Origin of the sequence: Nostoc sp. EspVER01, from assembly GCF_034530635.1 — a bacterium.
Classification (GTDB): domain Bacteria; phylum Cyanobacteriota; class Cyanobacteriia; order Cyanobacteriales; family Nostocaceae; genus Nostoc.
This window is the reverse complement of the sequence record NZ_JAVRCS010000022.1, coordinates 1-24941: the sequence shown is the minus strand read 5'-3', so window position 1 is coordinate 24941 and position 24941 is coordinate 1. Positions and strand designations below refer to the sequence as shown.

Sequence of the window (24941 nt, the reverse complement as noted above, 5' to 3'; positions counted from 1 at the left end):
AATTCAAACCCTCACTGGGCATAACAACCCGGTTAATGGGGTTGGCTTCAGCCCCGATGGTAAGGTGTTGGCTTCTGCTAGTTCTGACAACACCATAAAACTGTGGGATACCTCCACATGGAAAGAAGTTCAAACCCTGAGTAGCCATACAGAAGGGGTGTCGGGGTTAAGCTTCAGCCCCGATGGTAAGGTGTTGGCTTCTGCTAGTTCTGACAACACCGTAAAACTGTGGGATACCTCCACTGGTAAAGAAATCAAAACCCTCACTGGTCATACACACTGGCTTTCGGCAGTGAGCTTCAGCCCCAATGGCAAAATACTGGCTTCTTCAAGTGGTGACAAGACGGTAAAACTGTGGAATACCTCCATCGGTCAAGAAATCAAAACCCTCACTGGTCATACACACTGGGTTAGGTGGGTGAGCTTCAGCCCCGATGGCAAAATGCTGGCTTCTGCTAGCTCTGACAACACCGTAAAACTGTGGGATACTTCCACCGGCAAAGAAATTCAAACCCTCACCGGGCATAATGAAAATGCAGTTTGGGCTGTCAGCTTCAGCCCTGATGGTAAAATTCTTGCTTCTGCTGGTTTTGACAAGACGGTAAAACTGTGGGATACCTCTACTGGCACAGAAATTCAAACCCTCACTGGCCATACAAATTGGGTTGGGGGCATCAGCTTCAGCCCCGATGGTAAAGTGCTGGCTTCTGCTAGTTTTGATACCACCGTGAAACTATGGGATACTTCCACCGGCAAAGAAGTCAAAACCCTTGCTGGGCATACAGAAGGGGTTTATAACGTCAGTTTCAGCCCCGATGGTAAAATGCTGGCTTCTGCTAGTTCTGACAAGACAGTGAAACTGTGGAATACTTCCACATGGAACGAAATTCAAACCCTTATTGGACATACAAATCTAGTTCAGGGCATCAGCTTCAGTCCCGATGGTAAAATGTTGGCTTCTGGCAGTGCTGACAACACAGTGAAACTTTGGAGATGGGATTTTGAGTATTTACTCAAGGAAGGGCGCAATTTTATGCGTGAGTACTTTAAAACCAATCTTTCTGATAATGAAAGCGATAAGCTTTGGTACAACGATGTTTTACCCGCATCTGCAAGTGTCAACATACAAGCAGAACTCAACGCTTTACGTGATATTCTAGCTCAATTAGAAACCTCAGATCGTCGTAAAATTGACAACGCTTTTGAAGATGCCCAGGAGGAGCTAAATAAGCCACAACCAGATAAAAACGAGTTGGGTAAGGCGTTAAACCGAGCTTTTGACTATGCAAAGAAAGCCGAAGGGTTTGCTTCTGCGATCGCAAAACTTCAGCCACATATCACTAACATTACTGCTTGGCTAGGTGATAATTGGCAATTGGACTGTGGACAAAGCTTTTTTCTTTAGATTTTTTTTCTAACTAAACTCTTATTGATCAGTGTAAATTCTCAGAAGAGAACTACTACAAATTAATACCAAATACGGGAAATCATGCTAGACATCGTTTTATTTGCCCTTACCTCCTCACCAGCTAATCTCCCCATGTCCCCATCGATTAATGAGGTGAGATCGGTTGCTATGTCTAATGTTGATGGATTTACACCCAATGATTTATTGCAACAAATCTATGGAACACAGGTTTTAGATGAGGATGTAGATTTGGAATTGAGCGATGAGGAGTTAGAATCAGTAATTGGTCAGAGCGGGAACATTAATGGCGCGCCATCAGATGTTTTTTTTCAAGGCAATAGAATAATAGATTATAGTGACTTTCTTAGATCCGACTCAGATCCCAACCAGCAACTGAACTACATCTGTAATCGATTACCAGATCCGATTGATAAACAATGTTGTCTAGATCAACGAATACCGTGTCCTAATGGAAGAAACGATAGAAATACAGCCGAGGTAATACGGCAGCAACTTGTAAGTCCAGAAGTAAAAAGAGCGCGTGGCGGATTCGACATAAATCTTCAGACTGGTCAGCTGACCCCCAGGTAGTAAATCACGAACTTCCAGAAATTAATTAAATAATGAGGATTTTAGCCATCATCGCTTTTGGAGTATTCAGCATTGGTTTAATAGTGATTACACAAATAGCAACTAATGCCAGAATAATTCAAACCGTTGGTATTATAAAGCTAATGCTCCAAAAGCATTTATCAGTGATAGAATTTAGCAGAGCTTATGCAAAAGGAAAATACTGAAGGAAGAGAATCTTCAACTAACCGCAATAACTCATAACCTATCCCCGCAGTCCCCTGAAATAAACCAGGATTAAAGACAGAATTTGGCAATTTCATAAACTTATAACCCCCAGCAAGTTGAGCAACGTTTACTAGATAAGAAGCTCTGATAATTGCTTCTTCTCGTAACTCTGGAAGGTCAAGTTTTTTTGCAGCTAATAATAGCATTTCAATCTTGCCAAAATTACCGCATTCAATAGAATCTACATCAATCAAATCATTTGTATCTGTAGTTCTTAAAACTATTTCTAATTCTTGATAAACATCAGTTATATTCAAAATAGATAAGCTAGCTAAACGCGCTAAAAGAATTTCCCCTGCATTATCAAACTTACTGGATTGAATATGTTCTTCTGGTTGTTGTACAAAGATACTCCACTCATAAGTAATTGCTGCTTTTGCTGCTGCTAAATAGGCGGAATCTGCGGTGACAGTATAGAGCCTAAATAGAGCATAAGCAATTCCCCCTGCACCATGAAAGAAACCCGGATGTTGCCCTTGCTGTAAAATATTCCACGCCTGGGGTATTCCTGCCACCTTCACTTGATGGTTTAATAAATGCTGACCGCAGTTAATAGCCCGTTCTAAAACCTTTGGCTCTTGGGTGTGGTGATAAAGAGACAAAAACCCCAAAATAGCCCCAGATGCCCCATAAATAATATCAAATTGCTGATCAGATGCAATCAATTCGGGGGTAATGAAATTAGCAATCCCCGTTGCATCTTCCACAAGTGCAGGTTCCTTAAGAAATTGGCTAATTGTTACCAAACCGTAGATGAGGGAACCTAAACCCATACCACCTCCAATTCCCTGTCTGACAAACCTGCGATGGGACTCAAAATCAAATGTCTGTAAAAACTTGCGGGTAGAAAACAACGCTCCCATCACCAATTCTCGGAACTGGTTTGTTCCCCTCACATAATCCAAAGCTGCCAAAAATAGAGCAATACCGCTATTACCATTGTAGAGATTATCACCTAGAGGTTCAAACTGAAAACACTTAGCATTGGAAAAGTAGTTAAAACCAATCCACTTCACACTACCATCACTTCCCCAAATTGCCTGTGCTTGAATTTCCTCTGCCAGCCGCGTTGCTTCTTGAAGTAACTGTTCTTTTGTCAAAGGAAGCGGGCTTTGGCTCTGAATTTTCACGGAATCTGGAGTGATTGAATCTTTCTGTAAATTTCCTGACTTACCTTGGGCATAAAAACACCCCTTAATAATCTCTACTTGTCGCGCCAAATCTGCTTCACTCAAGTTTTCTAGCTGAGTCTGCACAGTTTTATAACTTGGCTCCTGGAAATACTCTGCAATAGATTTTCCCGGCTCTAACACTAATTCATCGCTGCCAGGACAAGCACTAAAATAGGGAATATCTAACTGCTCCATTGGCTGGAGTTCCTTTGATAAAATCCCCAAATAATGGGGTTTTTCGTTAACAGTTAGAAATGCTCGACTTAAGTGATCAATTTCTATACTTTTATCAATTCCATTACGCAGCCATTTTGGGGATTGAATGTGTTCTAATATTTTTGCATAAACCTGACTCATCCTAAACATAAATCGGACTTGCACATTTTTCAATGCCGCCAAAGGACTATCCTCAGCTAGTAAAATATGCTGGCGGGAAATTAACAAACGATACATCTGTTCAAATCCCCACACAATTTCATCAAGATAGTCCCCACCTTCCAGAGGAATACCATCTAACATGGATACGTTTGTTAGTGCAGGAGAGGGATGATTCTGACATCTGCTGAGGGCATTATTTTGATAAGCAATGCAGCCATTTTCTAGAAAACCCCAACGAGGGAGAAGCCCAGTACGTACTACAGAATCCCAGAATTGTTTACCTAGTATTTTCTCAACTTCCGTTTCTTCGGGAAAGTCTGTCATCAGTTTCGCCTCTGGTTGCATGAGGGTTTCCATATCCACCAGGACAAAATGTTCCCCATTGGCGACTAAGTTCTCATGATGGCAGTCAGTTACTCTTAAGATATGCAGTAAACACAATAGCATTCCCGATCGCTGGTAAAATCGTTGTGCTGCTGCTTTGTCTGCACAGGGTAGATGCTCAACATATTCTACCCAACCATAATCAACGCGATCGCATATTTTTAGAACTTTGAAAGGTAAGGAAATATCCTGCTGATTGCACCAATCTAAGAACTGAGTAAAAGCTACTTCTGCCCCTAAGCCTTTAGGTTTATATACTAGTTTTAGTCCCGATTCAAAGGTAAGGGCAATTACCGTTCTTCCTTGATGATGGGGATCGGAAAGGGAAGGCTGAATGTCAATGACTTTTCCCAGATGAGGCTGGGATGATGAGAATATTTGTTGAATTGCTGGAATATCTGCTTGCAGACGTTGCAGGAAATCTGCGATTGCTTCCACCCAAAAATCAACAGCAGTTGCCATTAAGCGTCCTAAAACAGGATATTGCTGGAAAAACCCTAACATTCCATCCCCTAAGAGTTTCTCCACAAAAGTATTGTATTTATCTTGAGGATTAGTCTGATTTTGTGATTGTATTCCCGTCCGATGAGGAAATTTCTGCTCCAAGGCAACAAAACGGGAATATTCTGCTGTGAAAGTTTTGGCACTGAGATTGAGTAGTTTTTCCAACAAGCTACACTCAAAAGTGAGGTAAGAGGACTCAGAGAGTATTTTTAAAGGTAGATGTTCATCAGATAGGGAATTAGTACCCAAACGAATTAATAACTGCTGTCGCGCCACAGAGATTGTCGGTAGCAATAGTTCTTGAAATGCTAAGGTTTGGGGATTAATCGGAGTCAATGATGGGGGATGAAAATTAGAAGCAGTTTCAATCATCGCCCTTAAAGTCTCTGACCAAACTGGTAAAATTTGACTATCCACTACAGGGAGCGATCGCAAAGCCTGCTGTACTTGCTCAACATCTAAGCCGTCCCAAAGTAGCCGCTTCTGGAATTTTTCCCAGTTTCCATGAGCGCTTACCTTACACCATCGCTGAAGACGTGATGTTAGCTGTTCTTCGCTATCAGTAACTTGTAACTTTTTGCCCAGGCGTTCAGATAAACAGCTAGCTTGAGCAATAATCTGCGTTAAGTCAGATTTTTGAACTTTCATTTTTTAGTAAACATTCCTTGCGAGTGCAATCATGCAAGAAGCAAGTTACATAATTCGTAATTTATAATACCGCTATTGGGTGTACAAGCTACGTAATTAGAAATTTTTACGGATATGATTCGAGCCGCATTAAGGACAAGTCATGTTTCAGCACCCTTTGTTCACAATTATGCAACGCCAAAAAAAACAAATAAAATAGCCCAAAACATTTTAAATTTTGGGCAAAGGATTAAAGGCTTTTATCTTTCTTTAAGTTTTCTCTCAGAATCTGGCTAGTGTTTCTTTTGCTCCAAACTCATACAACCTGCGTAAATAGTTCGTAACTGCATCAACAAAAAGCGGGGACTGCGATAGATCGCCAAAAATCTCAGTTAGGTTAAGCAATGGTTTGGCATCGCCACCACTTGAATGAGCTAGTTGAGTCAGAGTACCTCCTATTGGATCATCGATGGCAATGGCGTTACCTTGGTCATCCAGCCCATTGAGGTAACGGAACCAAGCTGCAACGGTGAGGCTCATGTAATCAATCGCCCCTCCTTGGTGCAGCGCATCACGAACTGAGCCTAAAACAAATTTTGGCATTTTGGCGGAGCTATTCAAGCAAAGACGCGGGAGTTGATCTCGAATCTTAGGATTGGCAAAGCGTTCAATTAAGGTTTTTTTGTAATTATCTAAATCAATCCCCGGTACAGGTTGGAGTGTGGGCGTAACTTCTGCCATCAAATTATCAACGGCTTGGCGAATCAATGGATCTGCCATGACTTCATGAACGTAAGTGTAGCCTGCCAAGGAGCCGAGATAGCCAATCAACAAGTGACTGGCGTTGAGCAGCCGGATTTTCATCATTTCATAAGGATGAACATCCTTAGTCATCTGCACACCAACTGATTCCCAATCGGGTCTACCTGCGCTGAAATTGTCTTCGACTACCCACTGAAGAAACGGTTCGGCAACAACTGGAAAGGCATCATCGATGTTGAATTGTTCCGCCACCATTTTGATATCTGCTGGAGTGGTGGCAGGGGTAATGCGATCGACCATACAGTTGGGAAACGCTACATTTTCGGCAACCCAATGCCCCAATTCTGGGTTCTGCATTTGGGCAAATGCGGTTAACATTTTGCGGGCAATGTTGCCGTTACCTTGGAGATTGTCGCAGGACAACACGGTAAATGGTGCTATTCCCTGTTGACGGCGACGATCGAGGGCTGCTGTTAAAAAACCATATACTCCAATTGGTTCATCAGGATGCTGCAAATCGTATTGAATTGTCGGGTGATTGGCATCGAATTCACCGCTACCTTCAATATAGTAGTAGCCTCCTTCGGTAATGGTGAGGGTGACGATGCGGCATTTGGGATCTGCTAAGGTGTCAATCACAGCTTGGCGGTTATCTGGGGCAAACAGATATTTTGTAATTGCCCCAATCACACGAGCGCGATCGCCTTCTGGTGATCTTTCAACTAAGGTATATAAACAATCTTGTGATTCCAGTGCATCCCGCATCCGTTTGTCGAATTCTAGTAGCCCAACTCCGCAGATTCCCCATTCATTACCGAGATTTTGATGAAAGTAATTATCCAGGTATAACGCCTGATGTGCCCGATGGAACCCACCCACACCAATATGGACAATACCATTAGTGATTTGATGGCGATCGTAATTGGGTACGCGAACGTTATTTCCTAAATTAAACAGAGATGCTTCATTCAGTTTGATTGCTGATCCTGTGCTGATGATATTGCTGTTCATTGGATTCATTCAGAGTTAGGTGGTGACGAGTTGCATCTACCCATATCCCGCATTTGCCTGTCGAGAATAACGCCAGATTCTCGTTAAATCCATTGGAACTGGCTCCCGGCGGCCCATATTTATTAAGCAAATCAACATAAAAGGCGATCGCCTCTTTCCAAGCTGGAGTATTAATTGTCGGTTGCCACTTCATGTCAAACCACTGTCCACCATAGGTATTAACCAATGTGGAAACAAATGCCATGTTTTCACCCCAACCGGGTTTTCCACGCAAACAAACTCCATAAACCCCATTTGCTGGATTATGGATTTTGCTTGCCCATTCTCTCATCTGGGGATAAGTTGGCTGTTGAGGAACCGTAATCCCGGCTTTCTCAAACAAATCTTTTCGGTAGTACAGCATGGAACTTTCCCCATAAAATGGCACGGCATAGAGTTTGCCATCGTTGGAAAGTCCTTCGCGTATAGGTTTGAGCAGGTCATTTACGTCATAGTTTGCACCTAGATCCAAGGGTCTTAACCAATCCCGCCTGGCCCAGATTGGTGTTTCATAGGAACCAATGGTCATCACATCAAACTGCCCACCCTGGCTAGCAACATCTGTAGTTGTGCGTTGACGCAAGACATTTTCTTCCAGCACAACCCACCTGAGTTGAATATCAGGATTAGCTGACTCAAATTTGCGAGAAAGCCCTTGCATCACCACCATGTCGCCATTATTAACTGTGGCGATCGTCAGTCTAGTTTTCTCTGCGGCTTGCGAACGTGGTGAACAAGCGTGTAGAAGTTGCACCAGCATCACTCCAGCGAGAAATGCAACCAGCACTTTAGCGAAGCGGGGGATACGCATCGCATGACTCCTTTAAAGTAAAGAAACCGAACGAAATAAATTTTTGATTTTATGCTCTATTCTTGGGCAAAAGCTCAATAATAGAAATCATACCAATCTCATTTGAATGACGACGATTTGCAACAATTCTTCAATAAGAGGTTTAAAATATGACAGCGAAAGCAACCTATCAGTTTGCGGGTAAGACCATCCTAATTACGGGCGGTGCGGGAGATATTGGCAAGGCAACTGCACAGCGTTTTGCCGCCAATGGTGCAGGTGTAGCGCTCCTAGATTTGAATGAACCGAAGATGGCAGATGTGGCTCAGGAACTAAAAAACTACAACGTTCCAGTTGGCACATTTCGCTGTGATGTTACATCTGCTGATGATGTTGCCAAAGCTTTTACTGGTGCTGTAGAGCAGCTTGGGCAGATTGATTATGTATTTAACAACGCAGGTTATCAAGGAGTGTTTGCCAAAACCGACGAATATCCTGAAGACGACTTTCAAAAGGTGATTGACATCAACGTTATCGGCGTTTTCCACATTCTCAAGGCGGCTGCCCAGCAACTACGTGATGCGGGTGGAGGTGCGATCGTCAATATGGCGAGTTATGCAGGCGTAGTCGGGCCGCCAAATATGCTAGCTTATGGTGCTTCCAAGTTTGCGGTGATTGGAATGACTCAGACAGCAGCGAAAGATTTGGCTCCTTACGGCATTCGGGTGAATGCACTCTCACCTGCGCTCATCGGCCCTGGTTTTATGTGGACGCGGCAAACAGAATTACAAGCAGCAGTAGGTTCCCAGTACTTTGACGCCGATCCCAAAGTGGTTGAGCAACAGATGATCAATTCAGTCCCAATGCGGCGTCTAGGAAGCTTGGAGGAGGTGGCGAGTGGGGTAGCGTTTCTGATGAGCCAAGAGGCAAGCTACATTACTGGGTTTAACTTGGAGGTTACTGGGGGAGAATAGAATTTTAAATATATTTGAGCAAATATTCTATCTTTGGGCATATAATCTAAAAAATTCAAACATACCTTTGATAGATACATAGCTTTTGCAGGTGGTATATGGGAGAACCTTTTTTGGAGCGGCGCGATGCGCCCCATCGTGCTCGCAAATTAGACTTGGCTGCTCATGCTGCTTGGCTCTATTACATCGCCGGCAATACGCAAGAAGAAATTGCCGCAAAGCTCAATGTGTCCCGGCAAGCTGCACAACGCCTAGTGGCACTGGCAGTCAGTGAAAAATTGATTAAATTTCGACTCGATCATCCTTTGAGTGAATGTATTGCTTTGGCTGAGTCATTACGCGATCGCTTTGCTCTGTCACTTTGTGAAGTAGTACCAACTGATGCAGGTAGTGGTGATACATTATACGGAATTGGTGTATGCGCTGCCACCCACTTAGAGGCTTATCTGATGGCTAAAACCCCGACCATACTAGCGTTGTCATCAGGTCGGACATTGCGAGCAATGGTGGAGCAGATACCCTCAATGAACCAACCCCAGCATAAGATTGTTTCAATTATTGGGAACATGTCCCACTCTGGGCGTGCAGGTCGCCACGAAGTGGTCATGCATTTATCTGATCGCGTCGGTTCCCAAGCTTACCCAGTGCCGACTCCCGTTGTTGCGACTAGTGTTGAAGAACGAGAACTTTTGCAGACTCAGCGATCGTTTATCACCGTCAAAACTCTTGCCGAGCAAGCCAAAGTAACGTTTGTCGGAATTAGTCACATTGCCTGGAATGCCCCATTACATCAAGACGGCTTTATTAATGACGATGAGGTAGCTGAATTGATTGAACTGGGAGCAGTCGGAGAAATTGCAGGTTGGGCTTACAGCGATCGCGGAGTATTACTGCAAGAAGGGACAAACAGTCGAGTTGCTAGTGTAGCCCTCGAACAACCGGCTCATCGACTAATTATTGGTGTGGCAGGCAGTGCGAAAAAGGCGGAGGCGATTTTGGCTGCTCTGCATGGCAAGTTAATTACAGGGCTGATTACCGATGAAGCCGCTGCCCAAGCCATTCTTTCTAGGGTTTAGTAAGGGACTTGAGTGAAAATAAAGTACCAATAAACCGAGTTTCGACACTATTAACCCGCAGATCCCTAAGTTAGCTTTAATGTTCTTGTCCCGTTGGTCGGATGAGGATTTCGTTGACATTAACGCGTGGCGGTTGGGTAACGGCATAAACGATCGCAGCAGCAACGTCTTCGCTTTGCAGAGGTGTAATTGCCTTGCGTCGTTCTTCAATCCGTTGTTTGGCAACGGGATCGGTAATTTGGCTGTCAATTTCCGTATCCACCAAACCAGGTTCGATTATCGTGACGCGGATGTTGTCTTTATGGACTTCTTGACGCAATGCTTCAGACAGAGCATTAACACCCCATTTGGTAGCATTGTAAACACCAACGCCCGCCCGTGCTGTCCGGCCAGCCACAGAGGAGATATTGACTATATGCCCCGATTTTTGCGCCTTCAACAGAGGTAAAACAGCATGAGTAGCATATAGGAGTCCTAGTACGTTGAGGTCAAACGATCGCCGCCAGTCTGAGCTATTTCCAGCTTCAATAGTTCCTAGTAACGCAATCCCTGCATTATTTACAAGGATATCGACCCTTCCCAATTCTGCATTTGCCTTTGCCACCAAGTTATTTACCTGAGTTTCATCAGTCACATCAGTGACAATAGGCAATGCCTTGCCACCACTAGCTTCAATGCGTTCTGCTAACGCCTGAATGCGATCGCCACGCCTAGCAGCAAGCACTACTATTGCTCCTTCAGTTGCCAAGGCGATCGCAGTTGCTTCTCCAATTCCCGCTGAAGCACCAGTGATAATTGCTACTTTTCCCTCTAATTTTCCTGTCATTTACCTAACTCCTTAGTAATTGATAATTGGGCATTAGGAGTGCTGAGTTAGGAGTTAGGAGTTTTGTTTATCTCCTTGTCCCCTTGTCCTCCCCTGCTCCCCTGCCCCCCCTCTACCGATCCTTAAAACAGACGCAACAGCTGCCCCACACAGTATTAGGGCTGCGAAGCGAAAAGTTCCTTGGAACCCTGCAACGATCGCATCAGGAGGGGCGACAGAGACATCTGCACCCGCAGACATGCTTGCGATTAAGGCTCCAAATACTGCCCCGATTACAGAAACTCCTACGGTGTTACCTGATGTACGTGATAAAGACAGCAGCCCAGAAGCAATCCCTAGCCGTTCCCTCGGTACCGATCCCATAACAGTGCTGTTATTGGGCGATTGGAATAAACCCAGACCAATGCCGTAAATAAAATAGCGCGATACATAACCTAACTCAGTAATTTGAGCGTCAAAGGTGCTAATCCCCAGACAGCCGCCAATCATCAACCCCAACCCAATTGCACTGATTAGTCGAGCGCCAAAACGGTCTGAAAGTATTCCAGCTAGTGGGGCAATTAACCCACTAAGTACAGGTGACACGGCTAGTAATAGCCCTACTTTTACCGTCGGATATTGCTTGACCCTCTCTAGAAAGAAAGGGACGATGAGTAGCGAACCGCCAATAACAATGAATGCTAGCCAGCCACTTAGCAAACCCATACTCAACTGAAGATTGCGAAACAGCTTTAGCTCTAATAGTGGCTGCTTTAGAATCGCTTCAACTACCAAAAAAGTCGTGAAACTTACAGTGGCGATCGCTAATAATACTAATGCATTGGTACTGCCAAAGCCCTGGCTTTGCCCTAGCGTCATACCTAAACCAAAACTACCTAGAGTCAATAAAGCCAATATGGCTCCCAAAAAGTCAAATTTCTGTTTACCTTCAATGCGTGCAGAAGGTGGTACCACACGAGCTATTAAGAAACTAGCGATAATCCCCAAGGGTACATTGATGAAGAATATACTATGCCAGCCTGACCAGCTTAAAAGCAATCCGCCAGCAGAGGGGCCAAAAGCAATTCCCAGTGACACTACACTACCGATGACGCCAACAGCCCGACCTCGTTCGGAAGAGGGAAAAACTTCTGCGATGATTGCTAAACCCAGTCCAGAAATGAACACAGCGCCTAATCCTTGAAGTGCCCGAAAGGCGATCAACCACTCGATACTAGGTGCAAAACCACACAATAGCGAACCGAAAGTGAATAGAACAAGTCCCCCCTGGTATAAGGACTTCTTACCCCACATATCTCCTAAGCGGGTTGCTCCCAAAACTAAACCGGAACTGACCAACTGGTAACTCAATACAGCCCATTGAGTCGTAGGGAAATTAGTGCCAAAGGCTTGTACTAATGTGGGCAAAGCAACATTAATGATGCCCACATCCAGGGTAGACATGAATACCCCAAGTCCGACACCGAGTAAGACCCAATTTTTTTGAGAGCCTGATAAAGCCAGAGGTTCTGCTTGGAATTGTGCCAACGTTTAGCCTCCACCTTTGACTTTACGGTTGTGAATAGTTTGCATACGTATATTCATTGTAGGATGCTATTCTCGCTACTAAGTTAAGGAAACTAAATTCCCTAACATTGGCGATTTTGTTGAATGCGATGCCTGCGGCGGGCGTAGCGATCGCAGCAAGCACTTCCTTGAGAAATGCTCTGGATGAATTGAAAAATTCCGGTTTATGTCAGGTATCTAGTTCTCCATCGGCAAGGCGGCTTTTCTACTTGTCATATATTTGGTAGAGTACTTAAGTACTCTTAACTTTGCACTCCTTCGGCTATATCAACAATAGTATTCAACAAAGTACGGTAATTTGATAGAGTTACTGTAATTGAGGCTAGTTAGCAAACTATCATAGACAACTCTCAGAAGCAAGCTCTAAAGAAAATGGAGAATAGGGAATGGGAAATGTCAATTATTAAAGTCACATGTGCAACTGCAAATAAGTACCTTTTTGTATAAGCAATGACTCAAAAAGCTGCCTTATCTCGATTTGCTTTAGGATTTATTGCAGGCTTTGTGTCTGTTTTGCTATTTCATCAAGGTGTGTTGGCGCTGCTACATGCAGTAAATTTTACACCTCGCGCTCCTTATTCAACTGCACCAACACAACCATTAGAAATCCCGCAAATTTGGTCAAATGCTTTCTGGGGAGGAATTTGGGGACTGATTTTGGTAGTAATTGCACCTCGTTTTCGACATGATAAAAACTATTGGTTAGGAGCTTTAGTCTTTGGTGCAATTGCTCCGACGCTAGTGGCTTGGTTTGTGGTTGCACCGCTCAAGGGTCAACCCATCGCTGGCGGCTGGAAACTTGTGGGAATAGTGACAGGTTTATTGGTTAACGGTGCTTGGGGCGTGGGAACCGCCGGGTTGCTGAGATTATTCTCTAGGAGGCAATTGTTTAACAGCTAGAGTTTTAGGCACTTCTAAGTAAGTGGGTAATGTTTAGTATCATCAAAACTAACCAAAATAGCTTGTTCCCTTACTTCAGCAGAAGGTTGAAAATGTGTATATTATTATTTGAGAATAATCGGTCAAAAAATAGCGATCGCATTATTCGCGTTAGACCATTTCTGTATAAAGATGCGTAGAAAGAACCTCACTGCCTGCGGCACTTCCCCGCAAGTTCGCGGGAGTTGGGAAGGTTCAAAATAATGTGCAGCTTCACAGAGAATTGGTATTACTCAGTAAATCAAAGATAAAAATAATTTAATTACAATGGATAATTTTGGGATTTACACACTTGCTAATGACGTGGTATTTGACCAACTAGTAGCCTTGCTAAATAGTATTGAGGTGAATGTTAGTGCAGATATTCCTATTTGTATCATTCCCTATGATGACCGCTTAGAGCGAGTTAAGCAGGAGATACATTCTCGATCTAATGTTACCCTATTTGACGATAAAAGCTCGATTCAAAAATGGGATGATTTTGCCGTTCAAGTTTGGAATGCTTATCCAATAAATAGCCGGAAAAATAAGCCTTCTATGGAATGGAACAAAAAAAATAATTTAATCAGAAAAATGTGTGCTTTTGATGGTGAGTTTGAAAAATTTGTATTTTATGATGCTGATAGTTTGGCAATGAATAAGCTGGACAAGGTTTTAGAAAAACTAGACCAATACGACTTTGTGTTTGATGACTGGGAACACACAAAACAAACTTCAGTTGCAGCTTTCGACTTGCCGAAGTTAGAACAAAAAATGTCTTTGTCTGAATCTGAAATCAGACGAAAAATACACTGTTCTAGTTTTTTTGGTTCAAAAAGGGGTATTTTAGGCACTGAAGAGTTAAAAATACTCAAAAAGCGATTGATAGAAGATAAAGAAGTCGAATGGATTAATGAACTTGCTTGGTGGTGTGACGCAGATTTATTTAGTTACATGACTTTCAGAATTGCTCGGTCGCTATTTAACTTTACACTCAGTCCTAATGGCGAAGATAGAACTGGCAACTGTGCTAGTGTAAATCTATTTGTGAACATTGATAATGTTCTTTACAACCAACAGGGATTAAAACCAATTCATCGTCTTCACTATATGGGCTATGGTGCTATTGAATTTGCCCGCTTGTGTAAAGGTGAGGATGTTAATATTTGTTACAAAAATGAATTTTTACACTATCGCTTTCTGAAGCAACCAGAGCAAAAACCGAAGCGATTAAAGCCACCTAGTATAGCGGCTAGAAGCAATCGATTTATCAAAAAAGTTTGGAATAAAATTAATCAAACTATTTCCTACACTTAGCTTTTGCCCAGCCTTGCTCATTGGTTAAAACGCTGGTTAATCAGCTATTTCGGACTTGTGTATACACCGTAGTGATGCCTTGGGGGGAAATATCTGGTGGAGGGAGTTAGAGGGGGTGGGAAGGACTTGTGTATACACTGTAGCTCCTTGCTAAAAGTAGGGGTTAAGGGGTGGCGTGTTAAGGGCTTTTGCAAGAATATGTATTATGCGTTTAGTTCGTGAGCAATGTCCACTCTACATATTGCAAAAATGCCTAAAGTTAGTGTTTCCATTCCTACGTTTAATCGAGTTAATTTACTGCCTTTTGCAATTGACAGTGTACTCAACCAGTCTGAGCAAGACTTTGAGCTAATTATTTGTGATGACGGTTCTAGCGATCGCACACCCGAATTGATGTCACAATACACAGACAATCGGATTAAATATATCCGTCATCAGCAAAATATTGGTAAAAGTAATAATATGCGCTCTGGCTTTGATGCTGCCACTGGTGAATATTTTATTAAATTTGATGATGACGACCGGCTAACACCCAATTTTCTCGCAAGTACAGCAGCTATTCTTGCTCAAGACTCTAGCATTGATTTTGTTGGTACAGACCATTGGATAATTGATATTAACAATGTCCGGGATGAGGTAAAAACTCAAGAAAATTCTCATCGCTGGGGTAGGAAGAATTTACCCGCAGGTGTTGTAAATAATTTGTTGGAAGTCGTATTTATTCAGCAAAGCTTTCAAGTTGGAGCGACATTATTTCGCCGTAAAACCTTGCAAGAATTAGGATATATGCAGCCAAATATGCAAAATTGTGAGGATAATGATTTATTTGTGCGTCTGGCTTTGGCTGGAAAAAAGGGCTATTACTTACCAGAATTATTAATGGAATATCGCTACCATGCAGAGCAGCAAGGTATTAATCGAGCCATTCCTTATTTATTTGATAAAATTCAGTATTTAGAAAATTATAAGTTTGAGTCTGAAAAATTAGAGAAAGTCAGGAAAAATCGTTTAACTGAAACGCAATTATTATTAGGTTTGCGTTTAATTGAAAAGGGTGAAACGCAAAAAGGCAGAGAGCTAGTTTTAGCGGGACAGTCTTTTTCGACTGCTAAAGCTTGGACTGGTTTAGCTTTATCGTTGTTACCAGTTGGCTTGCGAGGTAAGGCGTTTAATGCACTGCGACAGATGCAGGGTTAGAGATTGATATATTGTGCAACTTACTTTTCACGTCATCTAGAAAAGCTGTGTAGGTTGGGTTGAGAAACGAAACCCAACATTAAGCGTTAATTGTTGGGTTTCATTTCGTTCAACCCAACCTACTAGCTAACTACTAATTTCTTGACCACTCATCAATGATAGTCAAAATTGTTTTATCACCCAAGTTTTTAACAGATTTTACTACATCACGATAATCTTCAAACTCTTGCTTTGGCTTCTTATGTCGAGCATCTTCTATAGCTTTCGCAAGTTTTTCCGCCCCAGAAATCCTAGAGCGTTGTAACTTTATAGATAACTCGTCTTTATCTAAAGTGTTCAATAAAGTAAGCGGATTACTCTGTTCACCCTTTTGGGGAATAAGGTTCTCAAGTTGCTTGAACTGACTATCTATCCTCTGTCTTTCTTGTAAAAATTCTGACTTAAACTCATTAAATTGCTTCTCAAGACGTAACTCTAAATTGGCCAGACGTGGTTCTAACTTTGTTGTTTCAGGCTGTGGTGTTACTTGTTTAGTAGAAAAATCAATTCCTTTGAGAGATGCAACTTGTTTTACTACTAAATCCTCTAATTTTGGAGCAATTACAAAAGCATTAACCATCTCACCTTGTCGAGGATTTTTTTCTCTTGCTCTGACAGCAGCATAATATTCAAAATGTCCATCAACAACTGTGTAGCTCTCTACTCCTGTCACTTTCACAACCAATGGTCTGATAATTCCTCCAGTTTCTATAATTATGTCTGCCAGGTTTTCTAAATCAGATTCTGCAAAATTTGAACGAGGTTCATTAGAAGCAATGCTTTTGACATCCACTAAAGAAAAATTAATCATTAATAAACCCCCATTTTTTGGATAACTTCATCTGCTAATACATTAAATTCTTCAGCTGAAATTTGAGCCGAAGTTTTTAACTCGGCAAATTTTATAATAGATTTAGGGTCAGGATATTCTAAATCTCCAACTGGGATAGTGTGATTCATACATTCTGATAACGCTGTTCTGTCATAAATTACAGCTTCCATAAGTGGCAGTTGATAACGCTCTGAAACTACTTCTCTCTGCTTAGGAAAATTGTATTGTAAAAATTTAGCATTTGTTGAGATTTTAGAAGCAAGAACGCCCATTATACTAATAGGCGGTTTACCCATCATTTCTCTCGATTCATTAATTTGATTAACAAAATTTTTAACCGTTGGTAAACCTTGGTTAGCAAATGGTTTCAAATCAGATGGAATTATCAGGTAATCAGTAGCAATCAGTGCAACTTCAGCATACAAATCTCTAGAGGGAGGAGTATCAATAATTACAATATCATAGTTATTTTCTACCTTTTTTAGTTTTGTTACTAGCCTACTCCTACTAGCTAATATTTTATTCAGTTTATCTTGATATTCAATTAATGTAATATGTGAAGGAATAACATCAATTTCTGGATTGTTGAAATAATCAGATGTACGTACTACTTCTGGAATAAAGTTAAAATCTCCTGACTCTAATAAATGATATACGTTTAACTCTCTTAAATTATCATCTTCTTCAAATTGAAATTTGATTAATCCTGTAGCAAAAGTAGTATTCGCCTGGGAATCTATATCAACTAAAAGTACATTTTTACCTTTTTTACGTAATGCCGCTGCGAGATTGACTGCAACAGTAGTCTTACCTACACCGCCTTTATTGTGGTAGATTGCAATCGTTTTCATGGAATGTTGCCTCTTTATTTCAAAATTTAAATTATTTTCAGTTATTTGGACTTCTGGCTTATTTACTAGCTGTCCTTCTTTAAGACTCTCTCGACCAATTAAACTTTTAATTTGATCTAACTTAATTTCAACTTCTTTGCCAGAACATTGAAATATTAATTGAATATCAGTCTGTAATTTTTGATAAATTCTAATCTCTTTGCCATTAGTCAACAATCCATGCCTGACATTCAAACTGGTTAAATAATGCCTGAGTCGGGGAACATGATGATTTAAGTTTTGTTTGGGATGCTTTGCCTCCATGACGACACTCAGCGGGGAGTTGGCATCTAAGACAAAGGGAATCACTTGGGCGGCAAATGCTAAAAAATCTAAGCGGATGCTACCAATGGCAACTTCTTGATGCCAGGTGTCAGGAGTATAACCTAGCTGTGGTAGCAAATATTGCACTATGAGTTTGCTTTCAACTTCGCTTTCGTTACGGCACATCTCAGGATTAAAAGGCAATATTTTTCTACCTCTAAATAATTATTTGACTGGGGACAAAACCTGATATTTGCTAGATTATGGCATAGCCTTAATTATGTTGAGTGATATAAATCACTTAGAAAATATAAAAAATTATCACAAAACTAGTACTGATGCTGATAAAGTAACCAATTTTGAGAGCTAGCCATATTCAAAATTAACAGGCTACGTATGTATTTCCCCATTATCGCTGTAAATGGCTAGAATCAATAGTGTTTACCTATTTGCGCTAAAGGTTTTGGCTACTGTATCTTGTCCCCACTGCCATCAACTTGTTGAGAGTCAAGCTATTAGTTGTCCTTATTGCCGGACTACACTTAAAGCTTACGGTCATCCCGGTATTCCATTGCACCGCGCCGCAGGGGATAGGTATCTGTGCGACACCTGCACCTATCACGCTGATGATACTTGCAATTTTCCTAAACGTCCCTACGCCAAAGACTGTACCCTCTACCAAAATATTGAAGAGACAAAGTTAGAGTTGCAACAGCAGCGTTACACTAACAGTTTTACAGTAACTGTGAAAAGTTGGGTAAAACGCAATCAGGCTTTACTGTTGCTATTAGGTTTATTATTGGTCTGTTTGTTGTTTGTGATATTAAGGTCTTGATTTGGGTTTTCTGGGGAGTGGGGAATATAACGCTTCTGTGTTGAGTCTAATACAGACCTAAATAGTTACGATTTTATATTTAAATTGTCGTCTCAGCTAAATTGGAATTGATGATGTATCAAAAAAATCCGGGTTTAGCCCTGACCCTAAATCCCTCTCCCAAGCTTGGGAGAGGGACTTTGAATTTGGCTCCCCTTCTCCCAAAATTGGGAGAAGGGGTTGGGGGATGAGGGCGAATTTTGCATTTGTGCAAAAGGTCTAATCTTCAGGCTGTGATGATTTTGGACGCTTCCACAATTTTCAAGCTGTGGTGATTTTGGATGTTTCTGCAATAGGTTCAACTTGTATGAATGGCGCTTTTTCTTCAAAGGTGGCTAAGTCGAACCAAAAGGTAGTACCAATGCCGACTTCACTCACGAGATGGACTTTACTACGATGTCTGTCGATGATATTTCTAACAATCGATAAACCTAAACCCGTGCCTTCTAGGGTGTGAACTCGGTTTTCTACGCGAAAGAAGCGTTCAAAAATTGAGTGTTGATCTTCTGTAGCGATGCCAATTCCAGTATCGGAAATTTCAATCCGCACTGGAGCAGATTCGGTGTGACTGGGTTTGAAATCTAGTTGGTAGGCGCGGATTGCTACTTTACCGCCGGCTTTGGTGAATTTAAGGGCATTACCAATCAGGTTGCCAAACACTTGTACTAACAGATCGTAATTACCTAATACTAGCGGCAAATTAGGGGCAACTTCCTGAACAAGTTCAACACCTTTATCTTTTGCATTGAGTTGGTAAGTACGCAGGGTTTGCTCGATCGCTTGGGCTAAATCTACGCCATCAAAGCTGTAGTTGCGACCAGATTCGAGTTTTGACAAATCTAAAACATCATTAACTAGGCGGGTTAGGCGATCGGTTTCATGGTTGACTGTTTGCAGAAACTCTTGCCGTTCTTGTAAAGCTAAGTCTTCGCCGTAGTCGTGCAGGGTTTCAATATAGGTTTTAATGTTGAATAGAGGCGTTCGCAGTTCGTGAGAAACGTTGCTGATAAATTGACTTTTTGCCTCGTTTAGTTCGACTTCACGGGTTATATCTTGAATAGTAATCGCAATACCTTTGATACTTTCTCTTTGCACGTTGAGTACTGTAGTCAAGAGAATGCGAATCGTCCGTGGGATGGGTTGGTTAATAAAAATTCGGAATTCGGCGCTTTCGCATTCCCCTGCTGCCATTTCGTACAAGGGACGGGTGATTTCGATTTGTACTGATGCTGGCAAGTGATGCAAGACATTGCAACCTACTACATTAGCGGCTTCCCAGCCAAAAATTCGCTCTGCTGTGGGGTTGACTAAAATCACCTGCATGTTGTTATCAATCAATACAGCCCCATCTGCGATCGTTGAAACTAGGGTTTCTAGTTTGGCTTTTTCTGCGGTTAGTTCCTCAATATTTTGTTCTTCATAGCGTTCTAATCGCTCTCCCATTTCATTAAAGCTTAAAATTAATTCCCCCAGTTCGCCCCCTAAAGGTAAATCAATACGCTGCTTGAAATTCCCGGTAGCAATTTGCTTTACCCCCACCAGTAATTCTTTAATGGGCTTGGTAATGGTTAAGGCATTAATCACTCCTGCCAAAATCACCATTACCCAAATTGTGATAAAAACGGCAATGGTGACATCGCGGGTAAAATTGGTGGAGATAACAGCGGTCTGATTGGGGTTGATCCCGATCGCTAATACACCTAAGTATTTTTTATTGACGATCAGGGGAATAAATACATCGGTGACTGTTCCATCTGGGGTCATGTGTTGCCGCACCATCGGCTTTTCCCCATCACCACCAGGGTAATCATCTGGCAGTTGTATCCGCCGTTTAATGGTGAGAGAGTTTTCTACCTCAGCTTCCCAAAAAGGAATGCCGAAAAAGATTTCCCCGGTTTCATCGGCGTAGAGCATATAACGCACGCTAGAGGTGCTGCTATAGAAGCGTTGGGAAAATTGGGCAACTTCGGTGAGATTATTGTCCGCGACTAGAGGGGCAACGTTGGCAGCAAGTAACAGCCCTAAATCACGACCAAAGCGGGTGTCATTCATCCGCGCATCCTGCTGAATTGTATTCACAGCCCAGAAGGTCAAACCACTCATCACCAAAGAGACTACCATTGTAGCTACAGCCAGCAGTTTAGTCTGGAGAGTGAACTCCGACCACCAACTTGCGATCGCATGTCGAATTGTTTTTAACAGATTTAGCATCTTAAATAAAGTTGTTAGTAGTCTTTGTTATAAAGCCCAACAACTTAAAAATTAACAGTTAATTTGACAAATATGTTAGAGAAAGAGGGAATGGGGCATTAGTAGCAAAATATTTTTATTGTCCCAAATACCCGATTGTAAGAGGGCGCGATCGCTAGGATGCTACTGCAAAATCTGTGTACTGCCGCATTTTAGGCTCATGGAATGCCAAAACTATATCTTCTTTGGCAACACCTGCACGAACTAGGTCAGTTGCGATTCCATCTTCAGTCCAATCTTCCTCAATCCAGAATTTGCCATCTCGAATCCGAACGTAGACAGTCATACCAGTAATGCGTTCGCCATTTTGCCAACAAGTTTTTGCCCATCTCGTTCAGCCCCAATTGGGCGTTCAGCACTGAGATCGGCGTATAAAGTTGTTCTTCGATACTGAATTACGTAGGGTTCGTCTGTAATCACCCAACCGTCCTTGATGAGTGCGTTTTTTACCGCATTATGGATAATGTCTAACTTGGGCATAGCTTAAGTATAAGTCGGACTTGCTGTCTGGCTTATGGGGTTTGCTTCCCCTGCTTCCCACTCGCTACTCTATGGCCGATATCTCTCCGGTAATACATCCCCTGAAACTGGATATGTTTGATACTAGCGTAGGCTTGGGCGATCGCTTGCTCAAAATTTTCTCCGATTCCAGTCACATTTAATACTCGACCCCCATCTGTGACTATTTCTTGTTGCTGGTTCAATTTCGTCCCTGCATGAAATACAGTTGCTCCTGCTGCCTCTGCTTGCTTAATGCCAGTAATCACCTGCCCCTTCTCATATTCTCCTGGATAACCACCAGAAGCGGCAACAACAGTTGCACATGCTCCCCCTTTCCAAGCAATGGGCGGCAATTCACTTAAACGCTGCTGTACACAGGCTAGAATCAACTCTTCTAGGGGTGTTTCTAACAGTGGCAAAATCACCTGGGTTTCGGGATCGCCAAAGCGACAGTTAAATTCCAAAACCTTCAAGTCGCCATCGGGTGCAATCATTAATCCAGCATACAGTACGCCTCGGTAATCAATGCCTTTAACTCGTAAGGTGGCGATCGCTCTTTCTAATACTTCTGTTTGAATGCGTGCCATCAACTCTGGTGTAGCGATGGGTGCTGGGCTGTATGCTCCCATCCCGCCAGTATTTTCGCCCGTATCGCCGTCACCAATTCGCTTATGATCTTGAGCTGGCAACAAGGGTCTAATTGTTAACCCATCAGTCAATGCTAAAACTGACACCTCTTGCCCAATCAAACATTCTTCAATGACGACAAATTCACCAGCACTGCCAAATTGTCCTTGAAAAATTGCATCAATGGCACTTTCTGCTTGTGCAACTGTTTCAGCTACCGTTACACCCTTACCAGCGGCCAAGCCATCAGCTTTAACAACAATTGGCGCTCCCTGAGATTTGACGTAAGATTTTGCTGCCGCAGCTTCCGTAAATACCGCAGCCCGTGCCGTCGGAATCCCTGCTTCTTGCATCAAGGCTTTTGCCCAAGCCTTACTCGCCTCAATTTGCGCTCCGGCTCTGACTGGGCCAAATACCATCAATCCTTTATCTTGGAGGTAATCTGTGATTCCCTTAGAGAGGGGGACTTCTGGCCCAACTATCACTAGAGTTATGCCATGTTCTAGAGCATATCGGCTCATCCCCTCAAAATCATCTACAGCTAAAGACAAGTTCTGGCAACGTTCCATACTTGCTGTGCCCCCATTCCCTGGTACACAGACAACTTGCTCAATTTGCTTAGATTGCAACAGTTTCCATACCAGAGCGTGTTCGCGCCCCCCATTACCGACAACTAAAACTTTCACTGATTTCCTCGTGTGTCCCTTGCAAAATGAGAATACCTTAACTGCTCTCGCGGATCAATTTTTCCATCAATTCTCGCACTTATGCAAGTTTCTTCTGGTTTACAAAAGAATTCAGGATTTAGGAGTCAAAATAGGCTCATTGGCGTCAATTTAAGGTCAAATCCTTGTCCCACATACACTTGAGACGCGATAAATCGCCGTCTCTACAAGTATTTTGGGCTTATCTGAATTGTAAGTTTTGTCTTAAAAATTAAATTTAACTAATTAGTATAATTTGAATTTTTATTGTTAACAATTACTAAATAAAGTTAGTAACATCTTTTTGGCATCAGTGTATTAGTTAAATTATCTTTTTTGCTGATACGAATTCAATAATCTCTGAAAAAATCATCAATCAATAACCAATTTTTGATTATAATTATTAACTTGTGAATATCGCGGTTAATCAGGATATAAAAAATCGGCAACATGGCTAAAATTATCGTTACTGGAGTCGCAGGTTTTATTGGTTCTCATCTTGCAGAAAGATTGTTACAACAAGGAAATGAAGTAATCGGGATTGATGAATTTAATGATTATTACGATCCGATGTTAAAGCGAAACAATATTGCACATTTGTATCGTTTACCTGGTTTTGCATTAATTGAAGGAGATATGCAGTTTTTAGATTGGCAGAAACTCTTACAAGATGTTGATGTAGTTTACCATCAAGCGGCACAAGCAGGGGTCAGAGCAAGTTGGGGTAAAGCTTTTCGAGGCTATACAGAACGAAATGTTAACGCTACACAAGTTTTGCTGGAAGCAGCTAAGGATGCTAAACATCTAAAACGATTAGTGTTTGCCTCTTCATCTAGTGTATATGGTGATGCAGAAACATTACCTACCCATGAGAGGATTTGTCCTCAACCGGTTTCTCCTTACGGCATTACAAAGCTAGCAGCAGAGTTTTTGTGTGAACTGTATTACAAGAACTTTGGTGTGCCCTGTGTGACATTGCGCTATTTCACAGTTTATGGCCCCAAACAGCGCCCAGATATGGCATTTCATAAGTTCTTTCAATCCATTTTGCACGATGAGGCGATTCCTATTTACGGTGATGGCCAGCAAACGCGGGAGTTTACGTTTGTTAGTGATATTGTCGCCGCTAATTTAGCCGCCGCTACCGCATCTCAAGCAGTGGGAGAAATCTTTAATATCGGTGGTGGTAGCAGGGTAGTTTTAGCAGAAGTTTTAGATACGATTGAAGAAATTGTTGGGAAGCCAATTAAAAGAAACCACATAGAAAAAGCGATGGGAGACGCGCGCCACACGGCGGCTGATGTATCTAAAGCGCAGAAAATTCTTGGATATCAGCCGCAAGTCTCCCTAAAAGAGGGTTTGACGCAGGAATGGGAGTGGGTAAAATCTTTGTATTCCTTATCTTCCTAATTTTCCTCATTCTCTTTATCTGTTTAACCGTTTTGCTTTTAGCTGTTAGTCAAAACAACACCTTGGCGCACAGCACGCTTGCGATTGCTTTTACGAGTACCTCCAGCCATCTGATATTGATGGCTATTTTTACCAAACTTATGAGCAACACCAAGCAAAATTTTTTCAGAATAATCTGCTAAATCTTGTTCATTTTCAATAATTTGGGTTAATAAAACATCAATATTAGAGAGGGTAGTATTGTAAGCTTCCAAAGATTGACGGAGATTTTCAATTTTGTCAGTATAATCTTTAACTGTTAAACTGTCTCCGACATCTAGAGTAAGACTGATAGATTTAATACTTGCCAAGCGCATCTCAGCTTTGCTAAGAATACGTGAATCGCGTTTTGGCCTTGCCATTAATTAATACTCCTTCACCTGAAAAGATAACGTAAACTTTTAGTAATTCTATAGTGGACAATTTTTTAAAAGGTTGTCCTGAGTAAAATTATTTATTTTTTTAAAGACTCAAATTTGAGTATTTTCACCAATTTTTATCGAGGAAGGCAGGAGGCAGTGTTGCGACTCCTTTCGACTTCGCTCAAGGCAAGCCGCTCAACAACCTCTTTCTCTCCCTTTTATAACCCAATACGCTTGGGTTATAAAAAAATTGTCGGTTGGGTAAAGCAAAGCGCAACCCAACAAAGATAAGGGACTTCCAACTAAAAAAATATCCCATCGCTGTCTAGGCAGGGGAGCAGG

22 protein-coding genes are annotated in these 24941 nt (G+C 42.0%); 10 read left to right on the top strand and 12 right to left on the bottom strand.

Annotation, left to right across the window (positions count from 1 at the left end):
* Both RMX69_RS18710 and RMX69_RS18705 read left to right on the top strand, forming a co-directional pair.
* A partial coding sequence (locus RMX69_RS18710; protein ID WP_322638352.1) for a WD40 repeat domain-containing protein occupies nucleotides 1-1405 on the top strand: 1405 nt, incomplete at its 5' end.
* A gap of 84 nt (nucleotides 1406-1489) precedes the next feature.
* Nucleotides 1490-1999, top strand: coding sequence for a hypothetical protein (locus tag RMX69_RS18705; protein ID WP_322638351.1), 510 nt, complete (start codon nucleotides 1490-1492; stop codon nucleotides 1997-1999).
* A gap of 161 nt (nucleotides 2000-2160) precedes the next feature.
* Here the strand turns inward: RMX69_RS18705 and RMX69_RS18700 are convergent, their stop codons facing one another.
* The 3 genes from RMX69_RS18700 to RMX69_RS18690 form a co-directional block, all read right to left on the bottom strand.
* A complete protein-coding gene (locus RMX69_RS18700) occupies nucleotides 2161-5352 on the bottom strand; it encodes a type 2 lanthipeptide synthetase LanM family protein (protein ID WP_322638350.1) in 3192 nt (1063 codons plus the stop codon).
* Between the two features lie 261 nt (nucleotides 5353-5613).
* Nucleotides 5614-7104: a mannitol dehydrogenase family protein gene (locus RMX69_RS18695; protein WP_322638349.1), complete on the bottom strand. Its 1491-nt coding sequence runs from the start codon at nucleotides 7102-7104 to the stop codon at nucleotides 5614-5616.
* On the bottom strand, nucleotides 7058-7954 hold the full coding sequence (locus RMX69_RS18690; RefSeq protein WP_322638348.1) for a sugar ABC transporter substrate-binding protein: 897 nt from the start codon (nucleotides 7952-7954) through the stop codon (nucleotides 7058-7060). Before RMX69_RS18690 ends, RMX69_RS18695 begins: the two co-directional genes overlap by 47 nt.
* A gap of 149 nt (nucleotides 7955-8103) precedes the next feature.
* Here RMX69_RS18690 and RMX69_RS18685 point away from each other — a divergent pair, with 149 nt between their 5' ends.
* Both RMX69_RS18685 and RMX69_RS18680 read left to right on the top strand, forming a co-directional pair.
* Complete coding sequence (locus RMX69_RS18685) at nucleotides 8104-8907, top strand: SDR family NAD(P)-dependent oxidoreductase (RefSeq protein WP_322638347.1); 804 nt, start codon at nucleotides 8104-8106, stop codon at nucleotides 8905-8907.
* 98 nt (nucleotides 8908-9005) lie between these two features.
* Nucleotides 9006-9983 carry a sugar-binding transcriptional regulator gene (locus RMX69_RS18680; protein ID WP_322638346.1) on the top strand — a complete coding sequence of 326 codons (978 nt, stop codon included), beginning with the start codon at nucleotides 9006-9008 and terminating at the stop codon, nucleotides 9981-9983.
* Nucleotides 9984-10059: 76 nt separating this feature from the next.
* Here RMX69_RS18680 and RMX69_RS18675 read toward each other — a convergent pair whose 3' ends face one another.
* Together RMX69_RS18675 and RMX69_RS18670 are read right to left on the bottom strand one after the other, a co-directional pair.
* A complete protein-coding gene (locus tag RMX69_RS18675) occupies nucleotides 10060-10809 on the bottom strand; it encodes an SDR family NAD(P)-dependent oxidoreductase (RefSeq protein WP_322638345.1) in 750 nt (249 codons plus the stop codon).
* Between the two features lie 54 nt (nucleotides 10810-10863).
* The gene (locus RMX69_RS18670) at nucleotides 10864-12336 is read right to left on the bottom strand and encodes an MFS transporter (protein ID WP_322638344.1); all 1473 of its coding nucleotides are present in this window, start codon (nucleotides 12334-12336) and stop codon (nucleotides 10864-10866) included.
* A gap of 107 nt (nucleotides 12337-12443) precedes the next feature.
* On the opposite strand from RMX69_RS18670, the gene RMX69_RS18665 reads away from it, so the two are divergent.
* The 4 genes from RMX69_RS18665 (at nucleotide 12444) to RMX69_RS18650 (ending at nucleotide 15807) form a co-directional block, all read left to right on the top strand.
* On the top strand, nucleotides 12444-12602 hold the full coding sequence (locus RMX69_RS18665; RefSeq protein ID WP_322638343.1) for a hypothetical protein: 159 nt from the start codon (nucleotides 12444-12446) through the stop codon (nucleotides 12600-12602).
* 223 nt (nucleotides 12603-12825) lie between these two features.
* A complete protein-coding gene (locus RMX69_RS18660) occupies nucleotides 12826-13275 on the top strand; it encodes a hypothetical protein (protein WP_322638342.1) in 450 nt (149 codons plus the stop codon).
* Nucleotides 13276-13581: 306 nt separating this feature from the next.
* On the top strand, nucleotides 13582-14610 hold the full coding sequence (locus tag RMX69_RS18655; protein ID WP_289797523.1) for an Npun_R2821/Npun_R2822 family protein: 1029 nt from the start codon (nucleotides 13582-13584) through the stop codon (nucleotides 14608-14610).
* Nucleotides 14611-14859: 249 nt separating this feature from the next.
* Complete coding sequence (locus RMX69_RS18650; protein ID WP_322638341.1) at nucleotides 14860-15807, top strand: glycosyltransferase family 2 protein; 948 nt, start codon at nucleotides 14860-14862, stop codon at nucleotides 15805-15807.
* Between the two features lie 133 nt (nucleotides 15808-15940).
* Here RMX69_RS18650 and RMX69_RS18645 read toward each other — a convergent pair whose 3' ends face one another.
* Nucleotides 15941-16657, bottom strand: coding sequence for a chromosome partitioning protein ParB (locus RMX69_RS18645; RefSeq protein WP_289797525.1), 717 nt, complete (start codon nucleotides 16655-16657; stop codon nucleotides 15941-15943).
* Nucleotides 16657-18036, bottom strand: coding sequence for an AAA family ATPase (locus RMX69_RS18640; protein ID WP_289797526.1), 1380 nt, complete (start codon nucleotides 18034-18036; stop codon nucleotides 16657-16659). The genes RMX69_RS18645 and RMX69_RS18640 overlap by 1 nt, the downstream gene beginning before the upstream one ends.
* 259 nt (nucleotides 18037-18295) lie before the next feature.
* Here RMX69_RS18640 and RMX69_RS18635 point away from each other — a divergent pair, with 259 nt between their 5' ends.
* Entirely contained in the window at nucleotides 18296-18667 is a 372-nt protein-coding gene (locus RMX69_RS18635) for a zinc ribbon domain-containing protein (RefSeq protein WP_322638377.1), read from the top strand.
* Between the two features lie 300 nt (nucleotides 18668-18967).
* Here the strand turns inward: RMX69_RS18635 and nblS are convergent, their stop codons facing one another.
* The 4 genes from nblS to purD form a co-directional block, all read right to left on the bottom strand.
* Nucleotides 18968-20917 (bottom strand): two-component system sensor histidine kinase NblS, encoded by a 1950-nt coding sequence (gene nblS, locus RMX69_RS18630; RefSeq protein ID WP_322638340.1) that lies wholly within the window; start codon nucleotides 20915-20917, stop codon nucleotides 18968-18970.
* A gap of 154 nt (nucleotides 20918-21071) precedes the next feature.
* Nucleotides 21072-21242, bottom strand: a complete 171-nt coding sequence (locus RMX69_RS18625) for an element excision factor XisI family protein (RefSeq protein ID WP_409880174.1) — start codon at nucleotides 21240-21242, stop codon at nucleotides 21072-21074.
* Nucleotides 21239-21436 (bottom strand): element excision factor XisH family protein, encoded by a 198-nt coding sequence (locus tag RMX69_RS18620; RefSeq protein WP_322638339.1) that lies wholly within the window; start codon nucleotides 21434-21436, stop codon nucleotides 21239-21241. The genes RMX69_RS18625 and RMX69_RS18620 overlap by 4 nt, the downstream gene beginning before the upstream one ends.
* Nucleotides 21437-21468: 32 nt before the next feature.
* A complete protein-coding gene (purD, locus tag RMX69_RS18615; protein ID WP_322638338.1) occupies nucleotides 21469-22770 on the bottom strand; it encodes a phosphoribosylamine--glycine ligase in 1302 nt (433 codons plus the stop codon).
* A gap of 468 nt (nucleotides 22771-23238) precedes the next feature.
* On the opposite strand from purD, the gene RMX69_RS18610 reads away from it, so the two are divergent.
* Nucleotides 23239-24198 (top strand): NAD-dependent epimerase/dehydratase family protein, encoded by a 960-nt coding sequence (locus tag RMX69_RS18610; protein WP_322638337.1) that lies wholly within the window; start codon nucleotides 23239-23241, stop codon nucleotides 24196-24198.
* A gap of 38 nt (nucleotides 24199-24236) precedes the next feature.
* On the opposite strand, the gene RMX69_RS18605 is transcribed toward RMX69_RS18610, so the two are convergent.
* Nucleotides 24237-24599: a hypothetical protein gene (locus RMX69_RS18605; RefSeq protein WP_289797534.1), complete on the bottom strand. Its 363-nt coding sequence runs from the start codon at nucleotides 24597-24599 to the stop codon at nucleotides 24237-24239.
* Nucleotides 24600-24941: the final 342 nt, after the last annotated feature.